Genomic DNA, 19,607 nt, shown 5'->3' on the forward strand with positions numbered 1-19,607 from the left:
GCTGGGCAGTAGGTGGGTGCAAGACTCAGCGTTTCAAGACGGCCGCCTCGCGCTCGGCGGCTTCCAGGGTGTTGACCAGCAGCATGGTGATGGTCATGGGGCCCACGCCGCCGGGCACCGGGGTGATGTAGCCGGCCACGGCCTTCACGCCGTCAAAGTCCACGTCGCCGCACAGCTTGCCCGCGTCATCCCGGTTCATGCCCACGTCGATAACCACGGCGCCGGGCTTGACCATGTCGGCGGTGAGCACGTTGCGCTTGCCCACGGCGGCCACCACGATGTCGGCCTGGCGCGTCATGGCACCCAGGTCGGCGGTGCCGCTGTGGGTGATGGTGACGGTGGCATTGGCCTGCAGCAGCATCATGGCCATGGGCTTGCCCACGATGTTGGAGCGGCCGATGACCACGGCGTGCTTGCCGCGCAGGTCTTTCATGCCGATGGATTCGAGCATCTTCATGCAGCCGTAGGGGGTGCAGGCCTTGAAGCCGGGCTCATTCACCATCAGCGCGCCGGCGCTGGCCACGTGGAAGCCGTCCACGTCCTTGGTCGGCGAGATGGCCTCGATGACCTTGTGGTCGTCGATGTGCTTGGGCAGCGGCAGCTGCACCAGGATGCCGTGGATGGCGGGGTCGTTGTTCAGCGCGTCCACGCGCGCCAGCAGTTCGGCCTCGGTCATGGAGGCGTCGTACTTCTCGAGCACCGAGTGCAGGCCGGCGTCCTGGCAGGCCTTGACCTTGTTACGCACGTAGACCTGGCTGGCCGGGTTGTCGCCCACCAGCACGACGGCCAGACCCGGCGTGATGCCGCCAGCCTTGAGGGCTGCGGTGCGCCGGGCGACGTCTTCGCGCAGTTGTTTGGAGAGGGCGTTGCCGTCGATGATCTGGGCGCTTGCGGGAGTGGTCATGGTCGAATTTTCCAATTAAAAACGCCCGCAGTCCTTGCGGGGCGGGCGTAGGGAGCTATGAAATGTGTAGCGTCAGGTTTTCGGGGCGTTTTGTCCCAGGGCAATTTTCAGCAGGTCAGCCACGGTGTTGGCGCTGAGTTTTTCCATGATGTTGGCACGGTGCGCCTCCACCGTCTTGATGCTGATGCCCAGATCGTCGGCGATCTGCTTGTTCAGGCGCCCGGCCACGATGCGCTCCAGCACCTGGCTTTCGCGCAGCGTGAGCTTGGACAGCAGCGCGTCGCGGCTGGCGGCGAGCTGGAAGTCGGCGAAGGAGTCCTTGGCGTGGTCGAGCATGCGCTCTACCAGGCTCACCAGCTGCTCTTCCTTGAAGGGCTTCTGGATGAAGTCCATGGCGCCTTTTTTCATGGTGTCCACGGCCATGGGCACGTCGCCGTGGCCGGTGATGAACACGATGGGCAGCGGCGACTTGGCTTCGATCAGCCGGCTTTGCAACTCCAGCCCGGTCATGCCGCCCATGCGGATGTCGACGATCAGGCAGGCCACCTCGCGGGCGTCGTAGCGGCTCAGGAAGGATTCGGCGGAGTCGAAGCAGCGCACCCGGTAGCCTTTGCCTTCGAGCAGCCATTGCAGCGAATCGCGCACGGCTTCATCGTCGTCCACAACGTAAACAGTACCTTTTTTGGGAATCAAGCTCATTCAGGCATCCAGGGTGTTATTGGCTGTTGTGCAGAGAGGGGGTGGAATCGGCGCCGGCTTCTGCGATGGGTATCCAGAACGAAAACCGGCATCCCGATATCTCCTCACCATTGTAGAGGTTCTCCGCTGTCATTCTTCCCATGTGGGACTCCACGATGGAGCGGCACAGCGAGAGGCCGATGCCCATGCCTTCGGCTTTGGTCGAGTAGAAGGCTTCGTACAGGCGGCTCATGACCTCGGGCGCCAGCCCCTTGCCGGTGTCCTGCACCGAGAACTCGACGACGCGCTTGTCCTCCAGGGTACGCGGGACCACCCGCAACTCGACAATGCGTTCGGCCGTAGGACGCAGGGCCATGTCGATGGACTCGGCGGCGTTGCGCAGCAGGTTGACCAGCACCTGTTCGATCAGGATCGGGTCCACCATCAGCAGGGGCAGCCGCTCTGCCACGTAGGGGTTCAGGCGCACGTTGAAGCGGCGCAGCTCGATTTCGGCCAGTTCCACCGCCTCGGTCACCATGAGGGTGATCTCCGACAGCGTGCGGTTGGGCTCGCTGCGCTTGACGAAGGAGCGGATGCGCTGGATGACCTGCCCGGCGCGCTGAGCCTGGCGGGCGGTCTTCTCCAGCGCGCCCAGCAGCTCGTCCTCGGTAATCTGGTGCTCCTTGATGCGCGACACCATGCCGTTGCAGTAGTTGTTGATGGCGGTTAGCGGCTGGTTGAGTTCGTGGGCCACGCTGGAGGCCATTTCTCCCATGGTGATCAGGCGGCTGGCGTTCTGTGCCCGCTCGGCCTGCGTGGCCGATTGCTCTTCGGCCAGGCGGCGGCTGGTGATGTCGGTGGCAATCACCATCTGCGCCAGGCGGCCGTCGACCCAGCTCAGGTAGCGGGTGCGCACCTCCAGCCATTTGTCCAGTTCGGCGACGAAAATCTCGGCGCTTTCGGATTCGCTGTCGTGCAGGGTGGTGGTGGGCAGGCCGGCGAAGGAGTCCACGCTGTCGAGCGATTCGTCGTTGGTGCGGCTGGGTGGCACGCCCGCTTCGGCCACCAGTTGCAGGTGGCCCCCGGTCTGCACGCCGAACCACTGCCGGTAGAGCTTGTTGGCGAACAGCAGCTCGTCGCTGCCCAGCGGGGCCACGGATATGGACGCGTCCAGCGCCTCCAGCACCGTGGTGAAGCGCTGGTGTGCGGCCGACAGCTGCTCGCGCACGCGGTTGGGCTCGGTGATGTCGGTCATCGACGTCATCCAGCCGGTCTGCTCGCCGTTGGCGTCGATCAGCGGCGACACGTAGAGCCGGGCGTCGAAGAGTTCGCCGTTGCGCCGCTTGATGCGCACCTGGTTGCCTCCAATGGGCGTTCGGCCGGTCAGCTCTTCCTCCAGCCGCGAGGCCAGGAACTCCCGCTCGCTGTCGGGCCAGTACGGAAACGGAGCCGTGCGGCCCACCAGGTCGGACTCGGTCCAACCCGTCATCTGGCAGAACGCCGCGTTGACGTAGGTGATGCGCCCTTGCATGTCCATGGCCCGCATGCCGGTGAGCATGGAGTTTTCCATGGCGCGGCGGAAATTGGTCTCCGACAGCAGCGCCTGCTGGGCCTGCACACGCCGGCGGGTGTGGCGCCAGTTGGCAATCAGCATCCAGGCGGTCAGGACGCTCAGGGCGCTGACCAGCCAGAACAGTCCGCTGCCGATCACGCCCAGCGAGGCGCGGTAGGCCTGCGCCCGGATGACCAGCCCGCTGCCCACCGGCGACACCGGCATGGCGTACTCGTTGGGCGGGCTGGCCCAGGGCAGGAAACGGCTGCTGATCTTGCGCACCGGCATGGCGGTTCCGGCCAGCACGCCGCCGCCGGCGTCCAGCAGGGTGATGGCGTAGCGGGCCGACACTTCGGCCGGCACGCCGTAGCGGTACAGGCCGTCGACGGAGTACTCCACCAGCAGCACCCCGGAGAAGCGTCCCCGGTCGTTCAGGGGCAGGTGCATTTGCAGCAGCGGCGCTGTGTCCGACGAACGCACGCGCTGTACGTACACCGGCTGGCCCGATTCGCGCGCCTGGAAGAAGCCGCTCAGGCTGTCGGTGCGCTGCACGCTGTCGTCGCTGCTCTGGTGCAACTGGCTCGCCGCCAGGGTTGCGGTGCCCAGGCTGGCGCGGGCGCGCCGGCGTTCGTCGATCCAGGCAATGCCCTGCAACTCGGGGTACTGGTTGAGCATGGCTTCGCTGCGTGTGCGGAACTCGGCCAGATCAATCTCGCGGTTGGAGATTTCGCGCGCCGTGCGCATCAGCTGCTCCTGGCGCTCCAGCAGGCGCAGGCGCAGGCGCTGTTGCGTGTATTCCACGTCCCGCTGCACCGCCTGCTGTTCGCGGTCGATTTCTTCCACGCGCAGGTAACCCAGCGCGGCGGCCACCGCGGCAAAAAACAACAGCACGGCTGCCAAGGGGGCCAGCATGGCCACCCTGTCCTGGCGGTGCGGGGTCAGGCGCCGCCACCACTGGCGGGCGCGCCCCATGGTGGGAAGGCCCAGTTGTCCGGGCAGGGAAGTCAGGTTCGGCAAAGGCATGGGGCCCAAGTGTAGGGGACGGTGTTTCCGGGGCTGGCAAAGGTGTTTGATGATTTCATAATATGAATCAGAAAAGCATTATTTGAAATTTCAAATAAATTATGCGAGACTAGAGCCACGGCACTAAATTACGTAAAACGCAACCAGGAGACACCGATGTCCGCAGTTCCCGAGAACGCACCGATGAACCCTTCCTTGGACTCTGACAGCCAGGAAACCCGTGAATGGATGGACGCCCTGTCCGCCGTCATCCAGGCCGAAGGCCCCCAGCGCGCCCACTACCTGCTGGAGCAGCTGCTGGAACATGCCCGCCAGAGCAGCATCGACATGCCGTTCTCGGCCAACACGGGCTATGTGAACACCATCGAGCCGGAGCAGGAAGCCCATTGCCCCGGCAACATCCAGATTGAAAAGCGCCTGCGCGCCTACATGCGCTGGAACGCCATGGCCATGGTTGTGCGCGCCAACCGCCTCAACCCCGCTGACGGCGGCGACCTGGGCGGCCACATCGGTTCCTTTGCCTCGGTGGCCAGCATGTTCGGTGCCGGCTTCAACCATTTCTGGCACGCCGAGAGCGAAGGCCACGGTGGTGACCTGCTCTACATCCAGGGCCACAGCGCCCCCGGCATCTATGCCCGCGCCTTCCTCGAAGGCCGCTTGAGCGAGGCGCAGCTCGACAGCTTCCGCCAGGAGGTGGACGGCAAGGGGCTCTCCAGCTACCCGCACCCCAAGCTGATGCCCGAGTTCTGGCAGTTCCCCACGGTGTCCATGGGCCTGGGCCCGCTGATGGCCATTTACCAGGCCCGTTTCCTGAAGTACCTGCACGCCCGCGGCATTGCCAACACCGAGAACCGCAAGGTCTGGGTGTTCTGCGGCGACGGCGAGATGGACGAGCCCGAATCCCTGGGCGCCATCGGCCTGGCCGCGCGCGAGAACCTCGACAACCTGATCTTCGTCGTCAACTGCAACCTGCAGCGCCTGGACGGCCCGGTGCGCGGCAACGGCAAGATCGTGCAGGAGCTCGAAGGCGAGTTCCGCGGCAGCGGCTGGAACGTCATCAAGCTGCTGTGGGGCAGTGGCTGGGACGCCCTGCTGGCGCGCGACAAGACCGGCAAGCTGCGTCAGCTCATGATGGAAACGCTGGACGGTGACTACCAGGCCTTCAAGGCCAACGATGGCGCTTTTGTGCGCAAGAACTTCTTCGGCCGCTACCCGGAGACACTGCAGCTGGTCGAGCACATGAGCGACGAGGAGGTGTTCGAACTGCGCCGCGGCGGCCACGAGCCCGCCAAGGTCTACGCCGCCTTCCACGCCGCCAACGCGCACAAGGGGCAGCCCACTGTGCTGCTGGTCAAGACCATCAAGGGCTACGGCATGGGCAAGGCCGGCGAGGGCAAGAACACCGTGCACCAGACCAAGAAGCTGTCGGATGAGGACATCAAGTACATCCGCGACCGCTTCAACATTCCCATTCCCGACAGCGAGCTGCCCAAGCTGCCGTACTACAAACCGGCCGACGACACGCCCGAGATGCGCTACCTGCACGAGCGCCGCCAGGCCCTGGGCGGCTACCTGCCGCACCGCCGCGCCAAGGCCGACGAGCACTTCACCGTGCCCGCGCTGGTGACCTTCAAGAGCATTCTGGAGCCCACGGCCGAAGGCCGCGAGATCAGCACCACGCAGGCCTACGTGCGCTTTGTCACGCAGCTGCTGCGCGACCAGGCCCTGGGCCCGCGCGTGGTGCCCATCCTGGTGGATGAGGCGCGCACCTTCGGCATGGAAGGGCTGTTCCGCCAGATCGGCATCTACAACCCCAAGGGCCAGCTCTACACCCCGGTCGACCGCGACCAGGTGATGTACTACAAGGAAGACAAGGCCGGCCAGATCCTGCAGGAAGGCATCAACGAAGCCGGCGGCATGGCCAGCTGGATGGCCGCTGCCACCAGCTACAGCACCAACAACCGCATCATGGTGCCGTTCTACGTGTACTACTCCATGTTCGGCTTCCAGCGCATCGGTGATCTGGCCTGGGCGGCCGGCGACATGCGTGCGCGCGGCTTCCTGCTGGGCGGCACCTCGGGGCGCACCACGCTCAACGGCGAGGGCCTGCAGCACGAAGACGGCCACAGCCACATCCTGGCCGGCACCATTCCCAACTGCGTGAGCTACGACCCGACCTTCGCGCACGAAGTCGCGGTCATCATGCAGCATGGTCTGAAGCGCATGGTGGAGAAGCAGGAAGACGTGTACTACTACATCACCCTGCTCAACGAGAACTACCCTATGCCCGGCCTTCAGCCCGGCACCGAGGCGCAGATCATCCAGGGTATGTACCTGTGCAAGGAAGGCCCCAAGCTGACGCCGCGCGTGCAGTTGCTGGGCTCGGGTTCCATCCTGCGCGAGTCGCTGGCGGCTCAGGAGCTGCTGGAGAAAGACTGGGGCGTGGCCGCCAACGTCTGGAGCTGCCCCAGCTTCAACGAACTGGCGCGCGAAGGCCAGGACTGCGAGCGCCACAACCTGCTGCACCCGGAACAGGCGCCGCGCCTGCCGTTCGTGACGCAGCAGCTGGACAAGCACACCGGCCCCGTGGTGGCTTCCACCGACTACATGAAGGCCTACGCCGAGCAGATCCGCCCCTTCCTTCCCAAGGGCCGCACCTACAAGGTGCTGGGCACTGACGGCTTTGGCCGCAGCGATTTCCGCTACAAGCTGCGCGAGCACTTCGAGATCAACCGCCATTTCATCGTGGTGGCGGCCCTCAAGGCCTTGAGCGAAGAGGGCACGGTGCCCGCCAGCAAGGTGGCCGAGGCCATTGCCAAGTACGGCATCAATGCCGACAAGGTCAACCCGCGCACCGCCTGAGACGGCTAGGAGAACACTATGGCATTGGTAGATATTCTGGTTCCGGATATTGGCGACTTTGACGAGGTCAGCGTCATCGAGCTGATGGTCAAACCCGGCGACACGGTGAAGGCCGAGCAGTCGCTCATTACCGTGGAGTCCGACAAGGCCTCCATGGAGATTCCCTCCAGCCACGCTGGCGTGGTCAAGGAGGTCAAGGTCCAGCTGGGCGACAAGGTCAAGCAGGGGTCGCTCGTGCTGACGCTGGAAAGCGCCAGCGCGGCAAGCCCAGCTCCGGTGGCAGCGGCCACTCCCGCTGTGGCGGCTGTTGCACCGGTTTCAGCGACAAATGTGGCTGCAACGCCCGCAATTCCTGCGCAGACAGCTCCTGTTTTGGTAGCGCCTGCCGCGCCGACACCCGCAGCCACGGCCGCGTTGCCGGCCCATGAACCCACGGCTTTGGCGCTCAACCTGCCGCATGCCTCGCCATCGGTGCGCAAGTTCGCCCGCGAGCTGGGTGTGCCGCTGAATGAAGTGAAGGGCAGCGGCCCCAAGGGGCGTGTGACCCTGATTGACGTGCAGGGCTTCACCCGTTCCGTCATGAGCGGTGCGGTGCAGACGCAGGCTGGCGCGGCGCAGGCCAAGGCCAGCGGCGGCGACGGTGCCGGCCTGGGCCTCATTGCCTGGCCCAAGGTGGACTTCGCCAAGTTCGGTCCCACCGAGCGCAAGGACATTGCGCGCATCAAGAAGATCAGCGCGGCCAACCTGCACCGCAACTGGGTGATGATTCCCCACGTCACCAACCACGACGACGCCGACATCACTGACCTGGAAGCCTTCCGCGTGGCCACGAACAAAGAGAACGAGAAGTCGGGCATCAAGGTCACCATGCTGGCCTTCCTGATCAAGGCCTGCGTGGCCGCGCTCAAGAAGTTCCCCGAGTTCAACAGTTCGCTCGACGGTGACCAGCTGGTGCTCAAGCAGTACTTCCACATCGGCTTTGCCGCCGACACGCCCAACGGCCTGATGGTGCCGGTTATCAAGGACGCCGACAAGAAAGGCATCTTCCAGATCAGCCAGGAAATGGCCGAACTGGCCAAGAAGGCCCGCGAAGGCAAGCTCAGCCCCGCCGAGATGACGGGCGCCAGCTTCACCATCTCCAGCCTGGGCGGCATTGGCGGGCGTTACTTCACGCCCATCATCAACGCGCCCGAAGTCGCCATTTTGGGCGTCTGCAAGAGCCAGATGGAACCGGTGTGGGACGGCAAGGCCTTCGTGCCGCGCCTGATGCTGCCGCTTTCCCTGAGCTGGGACCACCGCGTCATCGACGGCGCGGCGGCAGCCCGCTTCAACGTGTACCTGGGTCAGATCCTGGCGGACTTCCGTCGGGTGCTGCTGTGACGCGAAGGAACTGACACCATGGCAATCGTAGAAATCAAGGTTCCCGACATTGGCGACTTCGCCGAGGTCTCCGTCATCGAGCTGATGGTCGCCGTGGGTGACACCATCCGCGCCGAGCAAAGCCTGATCACCGTGGAGAGCGACAAGGCTTCCATGGAAATTCCCTCCAGCCACGCCGGTGTGGTCAAGGAACTCAAGGTCAAGCTGGGCGACAAGGTCAAGGAAGGATCGGTGGTACTGATGCTGGAGGTGGCCGGCGCCGCCGCCCCGGCGCCAGCCGCAAATTCAGCACAAAATGTGCCAGCGGCCCCCGTAAAACCTGCGCAGACAGCTCCTGAATCCATAGCAAGCAACGCGACCGTTGCGCCCGCCGGCGCCAGCTACGCCGGTGCGGTGGACCTGGACTGCGACCTGCTGGTGCTGGGCGCCGGCCCTGGCGGTTACAGCGCGGCCTTCCGCGCCGCCGACCTGGGGCTGAAGGTGGTGCTGGTGGAACGCTACGCGGCCCTGGGCGGCGTGTGCCTGAATGTGGGTTGCATTCCCAGCAAGGCACTGCTGCACGTGGCGGCGGTCATGGACGAAGTGGGCCACATGGCCGGCCTGGGTGTGGACTTCGGCAAGCCCGTGGTCAATATCGACAAGCTGCGCGGCCACAAGGAAAAAGTGGTGGGCAAGCTCACCGGCGGCCTGGCGGCCATGGCCAAGATGCGCAAGGTCACCGTGGTGCGCGGCTACGGCGCCTTCGTGGGTGCGAACCACGTGGAGGTGGAAGAAACCACCGGCACCTCGCAAGACAAGACCGGCGCCAAGAAAGTCATCGCCTTCAAAAAGGCCATCATCGCGGCGGGCAGCCAGGCCGTGCGCCTGCCCTTCATGCCCAATGACCCGCGCGTGGTCGACTCCACCGGCGCGCTGGCCCTGAAGGATGTGCCCAAGCGCATGCTCATCCTGGGCGGCGGCATTATCGGCCTGGAAATGGGTACGGTCTACAGCACGCTGGGCGCGCGCCTGGACGTGGTGGAGATGATGGACGGCCTGATGCAGGGCGCCGACCGCGACTTGGTCAAGGTGTGGCAGAAGATGAACGCCAAGCGTTTTGACAACATCATGCTCAAGACCAAGACGGTGGGCGCCAAGGCCACGCCCGAAGGCATTGAGGTGACCTTTGCGCCAGCCGAGGAGGGCGGCATTGCCCCCGCACCGCAGGTGTACGACCTGGTGCTGCAGGCCGTGGGCCGCACGCCCAATGGCAAGAAGATTGCCGCCGAGAAGGCCGGCGTGGCGGTGACGGAGCGCGGCTTCATCAACGTCGACATCCAGATGCGCACCAATGTGCCGCACATCTTCGCCATTGGCGACATCGTGGGCCAGCCCATGCTGGCGCACAAAGCGGTGCACGAAGCACATGTGGCGGCCGAGGTGATTGCCGGCGAACTGCAGGGCAACGCGGAGCTGGCCAGCACGGCCTTCAACGCCCGCGTCATCCCCAGCGTGGCCTACACCGACCCCGAAGTGGCCTGGGTGGGCCTGACCGAAGACCAGGCCAGGGCGCAGGGCATCCAGGTGAAGAAGGGCTTGTTCCCCTGGACGGCTTCCGGCCGCGCCATTGCCAACGGCCGCGACGAAGGCTTCACCAAGCTGCTGTTCGATGACAGCCCCGAGGCGCACGGTCACGGCCGCATCCTGGGCGGTGGCATCGTTGGCACCCATGCGGGCGACATGATCGGCGAGATTGCGCTGGCCATCGAGATGGGCGCGGACGCCGTGGACATTGGCAAGACCATCCACCCCCACCCCACGCTGGGCGAGAGCCTGGGCATGGCGGCGGAAGTGGCGCATGGCAGCTGCACGGACGTGCCGCCGGCACGCAAGTAACGGAAGTAAATAAGCCACTCGCCCGACGCTGCTACTGAATCAGTAGCTGGCCGCGCAGATTCCGTGAGGGCTGCGCGGCTTTTTTGCATCTGATTGAGCAGTGGCGGCATTGCGGTGTCGGTTCTTGTGTTGGCGTGATCGACAAAATATATGATACGTATATAATTTGTATACGTTTCGTATGGAGTCACCCAATGGGTATTGTCAAAATTTCAGACCAGATGCACGAGAACCTGCGCGTGGCAGGCAGTGCGCTCAGCCGGTCGATCAACGCGCAGGCCGAGCACTGGATGCGCGTTGGCATGCTCATTGAAATGCACCCGGAGCTCAACCACCGGGAAATCTGCCAACTGCTCATTCAGGCGGAACTCACCGGGGGGCTGGACATCGCCGGGGCGGTGGCAGGGCAGCTGGGCAAGGCTGGCGCGGCTGTGGCCGAGAAACACTGATGGGGCACGACGTTCCCATCAAGTCCGCCGAAGAGCTGGTTCTGTCGCGACGGGCCGCCCAGCTCGCCGCCGGGGTGTTGGCCATGATCGAGCCCCACGTGGTGCCCGGCGTGAGCACCGAGGCGCTGGACGCACTGTGCCACGACTACATCGTGAACGTGCAGGGCGCCATTCCTGCGAACGTGGGTTACCAGGGCTATCCCAAGACCATCCTCACCTCCGTCAACCAGGTGGTGTGCCACGGCATTCCCTCGGCGGACAAGATTCTGAAAAAGGGCGACATCGTCAACATCGATGTGGCCGTCATCAAGGACGGCTGGTTTGGCGACACCAGCCGCATGTTCTGCGTGGGGGAACCCAGCGTGCTGGCCCGCCGTCTGGTGGATGTGACCTACGAGGCCCTGTGCGCCGGCATCCGGCAGGTCAAGCCCGGCGCCACGCTGGGTGATGTGGGCCATGCCATTCAGTCGGTGGCCCACCGTGAGCGTTTCAGCGTGGTGCGCGAATACTGCGGCCACGGCATCGGCCAGATCTACCACGATGAACCGAACGTGCTGCACTATGGCCAGCGCGGCCGCGGCCTCACGCTGGAGCCGGGTATGGTCTTCACGATTGAACCCATGCTCAACGCCGGCAGCCGCGAAACCAAGCAGCTTGCCGACGGCTGGACTGTCGTCACCAAAGACCGATCCCTCTCGGCCCAATGGGAGCACATGGTGGCGGTCACACAGGATGGGTATGAGGTGCTGACCGCGTGGCCCGGTGGCACGGGGGCTTATCCGCCCATTTGAGACTTTGTTCGCGCAGCGGAAGTGCTATCAAAAGAGAAGCTGAAGGAAGAAACGGAAGACCCACTGGAACAGTAGATTAGCCCATCTGGGACTGTTGTGTGGTGGGATACTTGGACGCATGCGGTTGCGTTTCCTATCTCTAGATCAGCACTCCACGGCACTGTCGGCGGTCCCCCTCCTGGCGCAGATGCGCAAGGGGCGGACATTTCCGCTGCCGGCCATGTTGTTTGCCATGCTGCTGGTGGTGGTCTCGGGTGCGTCGGCGCAAACGGCGGCCATTGCGTTCACGCCCGATGAAGCGGCTTACATCCGGCAGTCGACGGGCATCAAGATGTGCGTGGACCCGGATTGGGTCCCGTTTGAGCGCATCACGCTCGATGGACGGCACGAGGGTATTGCCGCCGACCTGGTGCAGCTGGTGGCGCAACGGGTGGGCTTGCGCATCGATCTCTACCCGGTAAAAAACTGGGACGAAAGTCTGGCTGCCTCCAAGGCCGGGCGCTGTCAGATCATGAGTTTTCTGAACCAGACCCCCAAACGCGAGGAGTGGCTGCGCTTTACCGAACCCATTTTTTACGATCCCAACATCCTGGTGACGCGCGAAGAGCATCCCTATGTGGGTGACCTGCGGGGGCTGTCCAACGAAAGCGTGGCGCTGCCGCGCGGCACCATGGTGGAGGAACGCATCCGGCGCGAATTTCCCAACCTGAACGTGATCCTGACCGGTAGCGAGGATGAGTCGGTAGCGCTGGTGTCGGCGCGCAAGGCGGATTTGACGATCCGCTCGCTGATCGTGGCCGCCTATGCAATCAAGAAAGAAGGCTTGTTCAACCTGAAGATTGCGGGCCAGGTGCCCCAGTTCACCAACCAGCTGCGCATCGGCGTGCTGAAGGACGAGACGCTGCTGCGCGCCATTCTGGACAAGGGCGTGCGTACCATCACGCCGCAGGAGCGCGAAGCCATATCCAACCGCCATGTGGCGGTCAACGTGCAGCAGGGCATTGACTACCGCTTGCTCTGGCAAGTGGTGGCTGCGGCCGCAGTGCTGTTGCTGATGGCCTTCTACTGGAACCGCAAGCTCAGCCGCTTGAACCGGGAGCTGGCCCGCTTGTCGGTCACCGACCAGCTCACCGGGCTGTACAACCGGCTCAAGATCGATCAGACCCTGGATGCCGAAATCCAGCGTGCGCAGCGCACGGGCCAGCCCTTGAGCGTGATCATGCTGGATGTGGACCACTTCAAGCAGGTCAACGACGTGTTCGGCCACCAGGTTGGCGATCAGGTACTGGTTGCGCTGGCGGACCTGTTGCGCCTGAGAACCCGCGAAACCGACATGGCCGGGCGCTGGGGGGGTGAGGAATGCATCGTGATTTGCCCCAACACCACGCTGGAAGGGGCGCTGTCCCTGGCCGAGAGTGTGCGCGCCACTATCGACACCCATCCATTCGCGCACCTGCAGCACGTCAGCGCCACCATGGGCGTGTCGTGCTATGTGGCGGGCGACACGGGCAAGGATCTGGTTGCGCGTGCTGACGCTGCGCTCTACGCGGCCAAGAAGGCAGGCCGCAACCGGGTGCAGGCGCACAGCCCGGGCATGGCAGCGCAGGGCAGCGACACGGATGTGCCGTCTGCGCGCAACTAGGTACATTACGTGCACACAAACTGCACTTGAAGTGACCATGCTTGACGCTTTTTTTGATTTATCCGCTTTTCTGCAATTGCTGGTGCTCGGCGTGCTGTCGGCGCTGATGCTGGCCACCAGCTTTGTGTGGCTGGGCTGGCTGAACCGGCGCTTTGCCAGCGTGCCCAAGCTGCTGCCCGTGGGCCCCGCCTTCACACCGGTGGCTACCGTGTTTGCGTTGTTCCTGAGCTTTCTGGCGGTCGACATCTGGACGCAGCAGAGAATGGCGATTGATGCGGCATCCAAGGAGGTCACGGCAGTCATGCGGCTCAGTGAGTTGATGGCACCCGCAGCCTTGGATGTTCCGCGTGCCGCGCCATTGCTGGCGGCCTACCGCAATGCCGTGTCCACGGAAGAGTGGGGCGTGCATTTCAACCACCAGGCCAGTCCTGGCGCGGCGCTGGCGCTGCGTGAGCTGCGGCTGCAGGCCGTGCGCCTGAGCCGCGATGGCGTGCCCGCAGCGATGGTGGCGCAGTGGTTCAAGGCGGTGGATGACCTGGAGGACGCCCGGCTTCGGCGCCTGTTCATTGGCAGTGACCACACCGACGACAACCAGTGGTGGGTGGTGGTGGGGCTGGCGTTCTTTGCACACCTCATGATTGCCGCAGTGCATCTGGATCGCCCACCCGCCGGGCGCATGGTGCTGGTGGTGTTTTCCATCGCAACCACGCTGGCCTTGTGGCAGTTGGCGATGCACACCAACCCCTACAACGGTGGTTTCACCCGCGTCACCATGCCTGCCGGACTGGCCACGCAACCGGTGGCAAGTCCGTAACGGGCGAGGCAATTCTTTTCCTACGGCAAATGTTGCCTGAGTGTTCCGCCCGGTCGGGTATCACTTGTACGGGGCATGGATATATAGATTTGCCTAAATATATACTTGAAATGGCTTTTAGAATCCTGCCCGCGTCCCCCTAGCAGAGATTCTGAGGTGGGATGTTGCATTACATCAATAAGAAAGGCAGCCCACCCCATGGATAGTGCAGTATTGAGTTTGTTGGGGGCTTTTCTGCTCTCGATCATGGGACTGTTTGTCTTCATCTGGTCGATGCGCAAGGGCCTGCTGGTCGAAAACCCCCGGGCCGCGTCGGTCATTTTTGCGCCCGGTGAGCTGGGCAAGGTCGATGACCCGGTGCTGCACGACAACGCCAAGGCGCGTCTGCAGGGCGCTGCAGCAGGGCCGGGCGAACACGAGCATGTGGACGACCCCGATGAGCTGCGCAACCGCATCGAGGCCGACCACTCCAGTGCGTTTCCGGTGTTCATGTTCATTGCCTTTGCCTGCTTCTGGCTTTTGCTGGGTTCGGTGGCGGGGCTCACGGCGTCTCTCAAGCTGCACATGCCCGACTTGCTGGTGGGTGAGGCCTGGCAGACCTTCGGGCGCATCCGCACCATCCACCTCACGGCGGTGCTGTACGGCTGGATCACCAATGCTGCTTTGGGTGTCATCATCTGGCTGCTGCCGCGTCTGCTGCGCACGCACCTGGTGGGGGCCATGTGGGTGATGCTGGGCGGCGCGCTCATCAACACCGGCATTGCCAGTGCCATTGGCGCCATTGGCTCGGGTTGGACCGACGGCATGGAATACCTGGAAATTCCGTGGCAAATCGGTCTGTTCATCGTGGCCGGTTTCGTCTGCATCATCGGCCCGGTGCTCTACACGCTGGTGAACCGCAAGGTTGAGTCGCTGTACGTGAGTGTCTGGTACATGGTGGCGGCGCTGCTGTGGATTGCACTGCTGTTCATCGTGGCCAAGATGCCGGGTGTTCACACCGGCGTGCAGCAGGCCACCACCAACTGGTGGTACGGTCACAACGTGTTGGGCCTGTGGTTCACACCCATCAGCGTGGGGGCCATCTACTACTTTCTGCCCAAGATCATCGGGCGGCCTGTGCGCTCGTACAACCTCTCCATCCTCGGCTTCTGGACATTGGCCTTCTTCTATGGCCAGGTGGGTGGCCACCATCTCATCGGCGGGCCGATTCCCGGCTGGCTGACCACGCTGTCCATCGTGGAAAGCATGATGATGATCATTCCCGTGGCGGCTTTCACCATCAACATGGCCGGCACCATGTGGGGGCGCATGCACCTGGCGCGCTATTCACCCACGCTGCGTTTCATGATGTTTGGCGGTTTCATGTACATGCTGTCGTCGGTGCAGGGTTCGCTGGAGGCGCTGCGCAGCATCAACCAGGTAACGCACTTCACGCATTTCACGGTGGCGCACGCCCACCTGGGCGCCTATGCCTTTGTCACCATGGTGCTGTTTGGCGCCATTTATTTCATGATGCCGCGCGTGCTGCACTGGGAGTGGCCGTACCCGCGTCTCATCACCTTGCAGTTCTGGCTGGCGGTGATCGGCATCGGTATCTACTTCACCGGCCTGTCCATCGGTGGCTGGCTGCAGGGGCTTGCGATGCTGGATGTCACGCGGCCCTTCATGGATTCGGTGGCCGTGACGATTCCCTACCTGCAGTGGCGCAGTGTGGGTGGCTCGCTGATGGTGGCCAGCCATCTCATCTTTGTGGGGCATTTCCTGGCGATGGCGCTGCGCTTTGGCCCCACGCGCACGGGCGCAGCCCTGTTCACACGACCCGCCAAGGCAATGGAGTTCGCACATGGAGAATGAAGTCAAGCTTGCCGCCGGTGCCATGGTCGCACTGGCTGTGGCCACGGCTGCGCTGGTGGTCATGCCCTATATGCAGGTGCGTGACGTCACGCCGCCCGTGGGCCTCAAGCCCTACAGCAGCGCCGAACTGCGCGGGCGGCAGGTGTATATCGCCAACGGGTGTGTGTATTGCCATTCCCAGCAGCCACGCGACCGCAACTTCGGCCCTGACGCTGAGCGGGGTTGGGGTCGGGCTTCGGTGCCAGGCGACTATTTCTACGATAAGCCGCACCTGCTGGGCAGCATGCGCACGGGGCCCGACCTGTTCAATATCGGAGCACGCCAGCCCAGCAAGGATTGGCACCTGGGCCACATCTACCAGCCGCGCGCCTATGTGCCGGGTTCGATCATGCCGTCCTATCCCTATCTGTTCGAGACCAAGGCCGTCGCCGAGCCCGGCGATGAGGTCGTGAAGCTTCCGCCCGGTCAGGGACCGGCAGGGCAGGTGGTGGTGGCACGGCCCGAGGCGCTGGACCTGGTGAAGTACCTGCAAGGCCTGAACCACACCTATCCGGTGCTGCCGCCCGCCGTGCAGGCCACCCCGACAACCCAGGCTCCCGCAACGCCTGCTTCCTGAACCCCGCGAGGCTCTCATGACTTCAGAAACCGACACCTCCCACCAGGCGCAGGAGCGCGAAAACGCCGAGCCCGAGGAACGCATCCGCCCTGTGCCACTGGCCGCTGCCGCCATCACGCTGGCCATGGTGCTGTTTGGGGTGGTCTATATCTTCATATCCGAGCCTTTTGGCAATGTCGGTCTGGGTGACCGCCGCACCGTGGCTGACCTGTCGGGGCCGGTGCCTGCCGCTGCGGGAACTGCCGTCGATGGCAAGGCCGTGTTTGCCGCACAGTGCGCCGCCTGCCACCAGGCCACCGGCAAAGGACTGCCGGGCGTGTTCCCGCCGCTCGATGGCTCAGAGTGGGTGCAGGGGGATGCGCGCACTGTGGCCAACATTCTGCTGCACGGCATCAACGGCAAGATCAGCGTGGCGGGCGCCGAGTACAACGGTGCCATGCCGTCGTTCCAGCAGCTGGGCGATGCTGAACTGGCTGCGGTGGCCAGCCATGTGCGCAGCACCTGGTCCAACAAGGCGCCCGCCTTGTCGGCCACGCTGTTTGAGCAAGAGCGCAAGGCCAGCACGCGCACCACGCCCTTTGAAGGCGGTGCAGCGCTCCAGGCGCTGGCGGCAAAGCCCGACTGACATTGGTTCAGGAGCCGCCTGCCATGCTGCGCACCGCTTTGCTGGCGTTGGTGCTGGTGCTGGCCGGGTATGCCAGCGCCGCATGGTTGACACACGATTTTCAGGTCTGGACCGCAGAAGGTGCGCGCCGGATGGAGGTCGCGCAGCAACCGGTGTCCGTGCCGCTGGTCACGGTTGAAGGCCCGGGCATCGCCGCGCAGAGCCTGCCCACGCTGTTGGCGCGGGGCGGCGGCATCACCCTGGTCGACTTCGTCTACACCCGTTGTCAGACCGTGTGCCTGTCACTGGGCAACAGCTTTCAGCAGCTGCAAGCGGTTCTGCAGGCGGATCGTGCTGCGGGGGGCGGCTCAGGGGTGCGGCTGCTGTCCATCAGCTTCGACGGCGCACACGATCTGCCGGCAGTATTGCAGGCCTATGCGCGCACCTTGCAGGTTGATCCGACGCTATGGACCTGGGTGCGTGTGCCTGATATGGCGCAGCAGCAAGTGCTGCTGCAGCGCCTGGGCGTGGTGGTGATTTCCAATGGGCGTGGGGACTACGAACACAATGCCGCCTTTCTGGTGCTGGATGCGCAGGGCCGCTTGCTGCGCGTGTTCGATGTGGCCGAGCAGCAACTCGCTTTGGACTATGCACGCCATCTGGCCAACGGGGGGCGATTGTGAAGGGGCCGCATCTGCCGGCCACCGCGGTGATGGTCCGGCGCACACCCAAGCGCCCAGTGCTGCTGGCGCTGGCCCTTCTGGCTTTGCTGCTGGTGCCCGCGCTGCGCCAGTGGCTCACGGCCAGCATGTGGCGGCACATGGTGCTGCAGTATCCGCTGTGGATGTTGGTGGGTGCTTTGCTGGCAGCGGGCCTGTCGCCAGCAGCACGGGTCCGCGTGGCACGCTGGAATGCCTATGGCATCAGTGGGCTGGTGGGTGCTGGTGTGGTGCTGGCCGTGCTGATGGTGCCGCGCGTGCTCGACCTGGTGCTGCTGTCGTCGTCTCTCGAAGTGACCAAATGCACAGCACTGCTGCTGGCCGGTGCGGCGCTGTGGCTGTCCTGGTGCCCTGCAGGGCTGGTGGTGCAGGGATTTTTTTTGGGCAACATACTGCCCATGACCGCTGTGGTCGGGCAGCTGTACATCGACAGCCCGCTGCGCCTGTGCAACGCCTACCTGCCGGACGATCAGGCCCGGCTGGGCCAGTGGCTGGTAACCACGGCGGCATTGTTGGCCGTGGGCTGGTTGACGCGGGTGGCCTGGTGGGCCGTACGGCGTGACGCCGTAGTGGCCATGACGTGATTTAGAAAGGCGGCAAGGGTCACGTTCATGCTGCGCCCATCAGGACCCAGTGGTTGTCCAGCGCCATGGGCTGGGGCCAGGGCAATACCACCGGTGGCGCCGTCGGATGCCAGCGTACCAGTCCGGCCGCCGTGGCAACCAGCACACCGCCGCCCGGGTTGGGGCCGTTCCAGCTGGCCAGCGCGTAGGCCTCTTTCAGCTTGACGACGGGGGACAGCTCCGTGGGCCTGTCCTGCAGCCAGACCTGGGCCACGCCCGCCTTGTTGCTGGAGAGAAAAAAGCCGCCGTTGTAGGCAGCCGCGATGTCGCCAGCGTAGCCGTATCCATCGCCCTTGGGGGTGGGCACCTGGAGCTGGTCGCCATCGAGCACCGCCAGAACGGGCGCCTGGGCGCGTTGGGCAGGGTCGTCGTGCTCGGCCTGCATGGCCACGCCCAGATAGGTCTTGTCCTGCGTGAACGAGTGGCTCCAGGCCAGGTGGCGCAGGCTCAGGCGGCGGTCGTCGAGCTCCCATTGGCGCAGCAGGCGGCCGTTCTGGCCATCCAGCCGCACCAGCGAGGCGTCCATGCGGTGCAGGTCGTATTTCTGGTCCGCCAGGGTGCGTGGCACGCCGCCATTGGCCACCAGCAGGTGGCCGTCCTGGTCAAGCACCAGTTGGTGGGGCTCCACGCCGTGGCTATCCCACTCGTCGAGCTTGCGCAGGCTCTGGCGGTCGCGTACGCCAATGCGGCCGCGCCCGCTTTTGTAATCGGTTTCGGTGGTGTAGATCACTTGGCCATCGCGCAGGCCATCGGCATGGCCACTCAGGCGCACGCTGGAAGCGTCGTTCGCGAGCGTGGTGTGTTGCGTTACCCGCCCGCGGTTGTCGCAGCGCAGCAGCCAGGTGCCGGGGCGCACACCGGTCACCAGCAGACTGCCATCGGCTTCGGCCAGCAGCCCGTGAGGGCGGGTGGGCAGGGGCACGGCGTGGCGGATCTGCAGGGTTTTCTGTTCCCAGTTTGCCGCCAGCACGCCGGCAAAATGTGCATCGTCCGCGTTCGGTCCGCGCCAGCTCGCGCCGATCAGGACCGACGGTGCCGCCGTATCCGCCAAGGCTGCCGCCAGCCCAAACCTGGGCAGCATGCCCACCGCCCCCAGTGATGCCAGCCAGTGCCGGCGATTCATTCCTTGGCCCACTATCCGCTCCGTTTCCATTCAAGCGTTCACCCGTCCTGGGTGAATTCGCACTCAAATGATAACAGTTCTTATTTGCATTTGAAAAA

At 64.4% G+C, this 19,607-nt stretch carries 16 protein-coding genes; 12 read left to right on the forward strand and 4 right to left on the reverse strand.

The window, feature by feature from the left end:
- Window positions 1-25: 25 nt before the first annotated feature.
- The 3 genes from folD to AC1Q5W_RS00620 all read right to left on the reverse strand — a co-directional run bounded on the left by folD (window position 26) and on the right by AC1Q5W_RS00620 (window position 4,106).
- Complete coding sequence (folD, locus tag AC1Q5W_RS00610) at window positions 26-904, reverse strand: bifunctional methylenetetrahydrofolate dehydrogenase/methenyltetrahydrofolate cyclohydrolase FolD (protein ID WP_492645788.1); 879 nt, start codon at window positions 902-904, stop codon at window positions 26-28.
- Between the two features lie 72 nt (window positions 905-976).
- Window positions 977-1,603, reverse strand: coding sequence for a response regulator transcription factor (locus tag AC1Q5W_RS00615; RefSeq protein ID WP_492645789.1), 627 nt, complete (start codon window positions 1,601-1,603; stop codon window positions 977-979).
- Window positions 1,604-1,619: 16 nt separating this feature from the next.
- The gene (locus AC1Q5W_RS00620) at window positions 1,620-4,106 is read right to left on the reverse strand and encodes a PAS domain-containing sensor histidine kinase (RefSeq protein ID WP_492646183.1); all 2,487 of its coding nucleotides are present in this window, start codon (window positions 4,104-4,106) and stop codon (window positions 1,620-1,622) included.
- Between the two features lie 207 nt (window positions 4,107-4,313).
- On the opposite strand from AC1Q5W_RS00620, the gene aceE reads away from it, so the two are divergent.
- The 12 genes from aceE (at window position 4,314) to AC1Q5W_RS00680 (ending at window position 18,347) form a co-directional block, all read left to right on the forward strand.
- Window positions 4,314-7,019: a pyruvate dehydrogenase (acetyl-transferring), homodimeric type gene (gene aceE / locus AC1Q5W_RS00625; protein WP_492645790.1), complete on the forward strand. Its 2,706-nt coding sequence runs from the start codon at window positions 4,314-4,316 to the stop codon at window positions 7,017-7,019.
- A gap of 18 nt (window positions 7,020-7,037) precedes the next feature.
- On the forward strand, window positions 7,038-8,399 hold the full coding sequence (aceF, locus tag AC1Q5W_RS00630; protein WP_492645791.1) for a dihydrolipoyllysine-residue acetyltransferase: 1,362 nt from the start codon (window positions 7,038-7,040) through the stop codon (window positions 8,397-8,399).
- A gap of 18 nt (window positions 8,400-8,417) precedes the next feature.
- Window positions 8,418-10,274 carry a dihydrolipoyl dehydrogenase gene (gene lpdA / locus AC1Q5W_RS00635; RefSeq protein ID WP_492645792.1) on the forward strand — a complete coding sequence of 619 codons (1,857 nt, stop codon included), beginning with the start codon at window positions 8,418-8,420 and terminating at the stop codon, window positions 10,272-10,274.
- Between the two features lie 194 nt (window positions 10,275-10,468).
- On the forward strand, window positions 10,469-10,723 hold the full coding sequence (locus AC1Q5W_RS00640; RefSeq protein WP_492645793.1) for a ParD-like family protein: 255 nt from the start codon (window positions 10,469-10,471) through the stop codon (window positions 10,721-10,723).
- A complete protein-coding gene (gene map / locus AC1Q5W_RS00645; protein WP_492645794.1) occupies window positions 10,723-11,514 on the forward strand; it encodes a type I methionyl aminopeptidase in 792 nt (263 codons plus the stop codon). Before AC1Q5W_RS00640 ends, map begins: the two co-directional genes overlap by 1 nt.
- Window positions 11,515-11,632: 118 nt before the next feature.
- On the forward strand, window positions 11,633-13,156 hold the full coding sequence (locus AC1Q5W_RS00650; RefSeq protein WP_492645795.1) for a diguanylate cyclase: 1,524 nt from the start codon (window positions 11,633-11,635) through the stop codon (window positions 13,154-13,156).
- Between the two features lie 37 nt (window positions 13,157-13,193).
- Window positions 13,194-13,970, forward strand: a complete 777-nt coding sequence (locus AC1Q5W_RS00655) for a bestrophin-like domain (protein WP_492645796.1) — start codon at window positions 13,194-13,196, stop codon at window positions 13,968-13,970.
- Window positions 13,971-14,168: 198 nt separating this feature from the next.
- Window positions 14,169-15,824 (forward strand): cbb3-type cytochrome c oxidase subunit I, encoded by a 1,656-nt coding sequence (locus AC1Q5W_RS00660; RefSeq protein WP_492645797.1) that lies wholly within the window; start codon window positions 14,169-14,171, stop codon window positions 15,822-15,824.
- On the forward strand, window positions 15,814-16,440 hold the full coding sequence (locus AC1Q5W_RS00665) for a cbb3-type cytochrome c oxidase subunit II (protein ID WP_492645798.1): 627 nt from the start codon (window positions 15,814-15,816) through the stop codon (window positions 16,438-16,440). Before AC1Q5W_RS00660 ends, AC1Q5W_RS00665 begins: the two co-directional genes overlap by 11 nt.
- Window positions 16,441-16,456: 16 nt before the next feature.
- Entirely contained in the window at window positions 16,457-17,065 is a 609-nt protein-coding gene (locus AC1Q5W_RS00670; protein ID WP_492645799.1) for a c-type cytochrome, read from the forward strand.
- A gap of 23 nt (window positions 17,066-17,088) precedes the next feature.
- Window positions 17,089-17,727, forward strand: a complete 639-nt coding sequence (locus tag AC1Q5W_RS00675; protein ID WP_492645800.1) for an SCO family protein — start codon at window positions 17,089-17,091, stop codon at window positions 17,725-17,727.
- The gene (locus AC1Q5W_RS00680; RefSeq protein ID WP_492645801.1) at window positions 17,724-18,347 is read left to right on the forward strand and encodes a hypothetical protein; all 624 of its coding nucleotides are present in this window, start codon (window positions 17,724-17,726) and stop codon (window positions 18,345-18,347) included. Before AC1Q5W_RS00675 ends, AC1Q5W_RS00680 begins: the two co-directional genes overlap by 4 nt.
- 25 nt (window positions 18,348-18,372) lie before the next feature.
- Here the strand turns inward: AC1Q5W_RS00680 and AC1Q5W_RS00685 are convergent, their stop codons facing one another.
- The gene (locus AC1Q5W_RS00685; RefSeq protein WP_492645802.1) at window positions 18,373-19,509 is read right to left on the reverse strand and encodes a DUF1513 domain-containing protein; all 1,137 of its coding nucleotides are present in this window, start codon (window positions 19,507-19,509) and stop codon (window positions 18,373-18,375) included.
- Between the last annotated feature and the right edge of the window lie 98 nt (window positions 19,510-19,607).

It is taken from the genome of Rhodoferax sp. MLSD5-FHT05B10, from assembly GCF_058793415.1.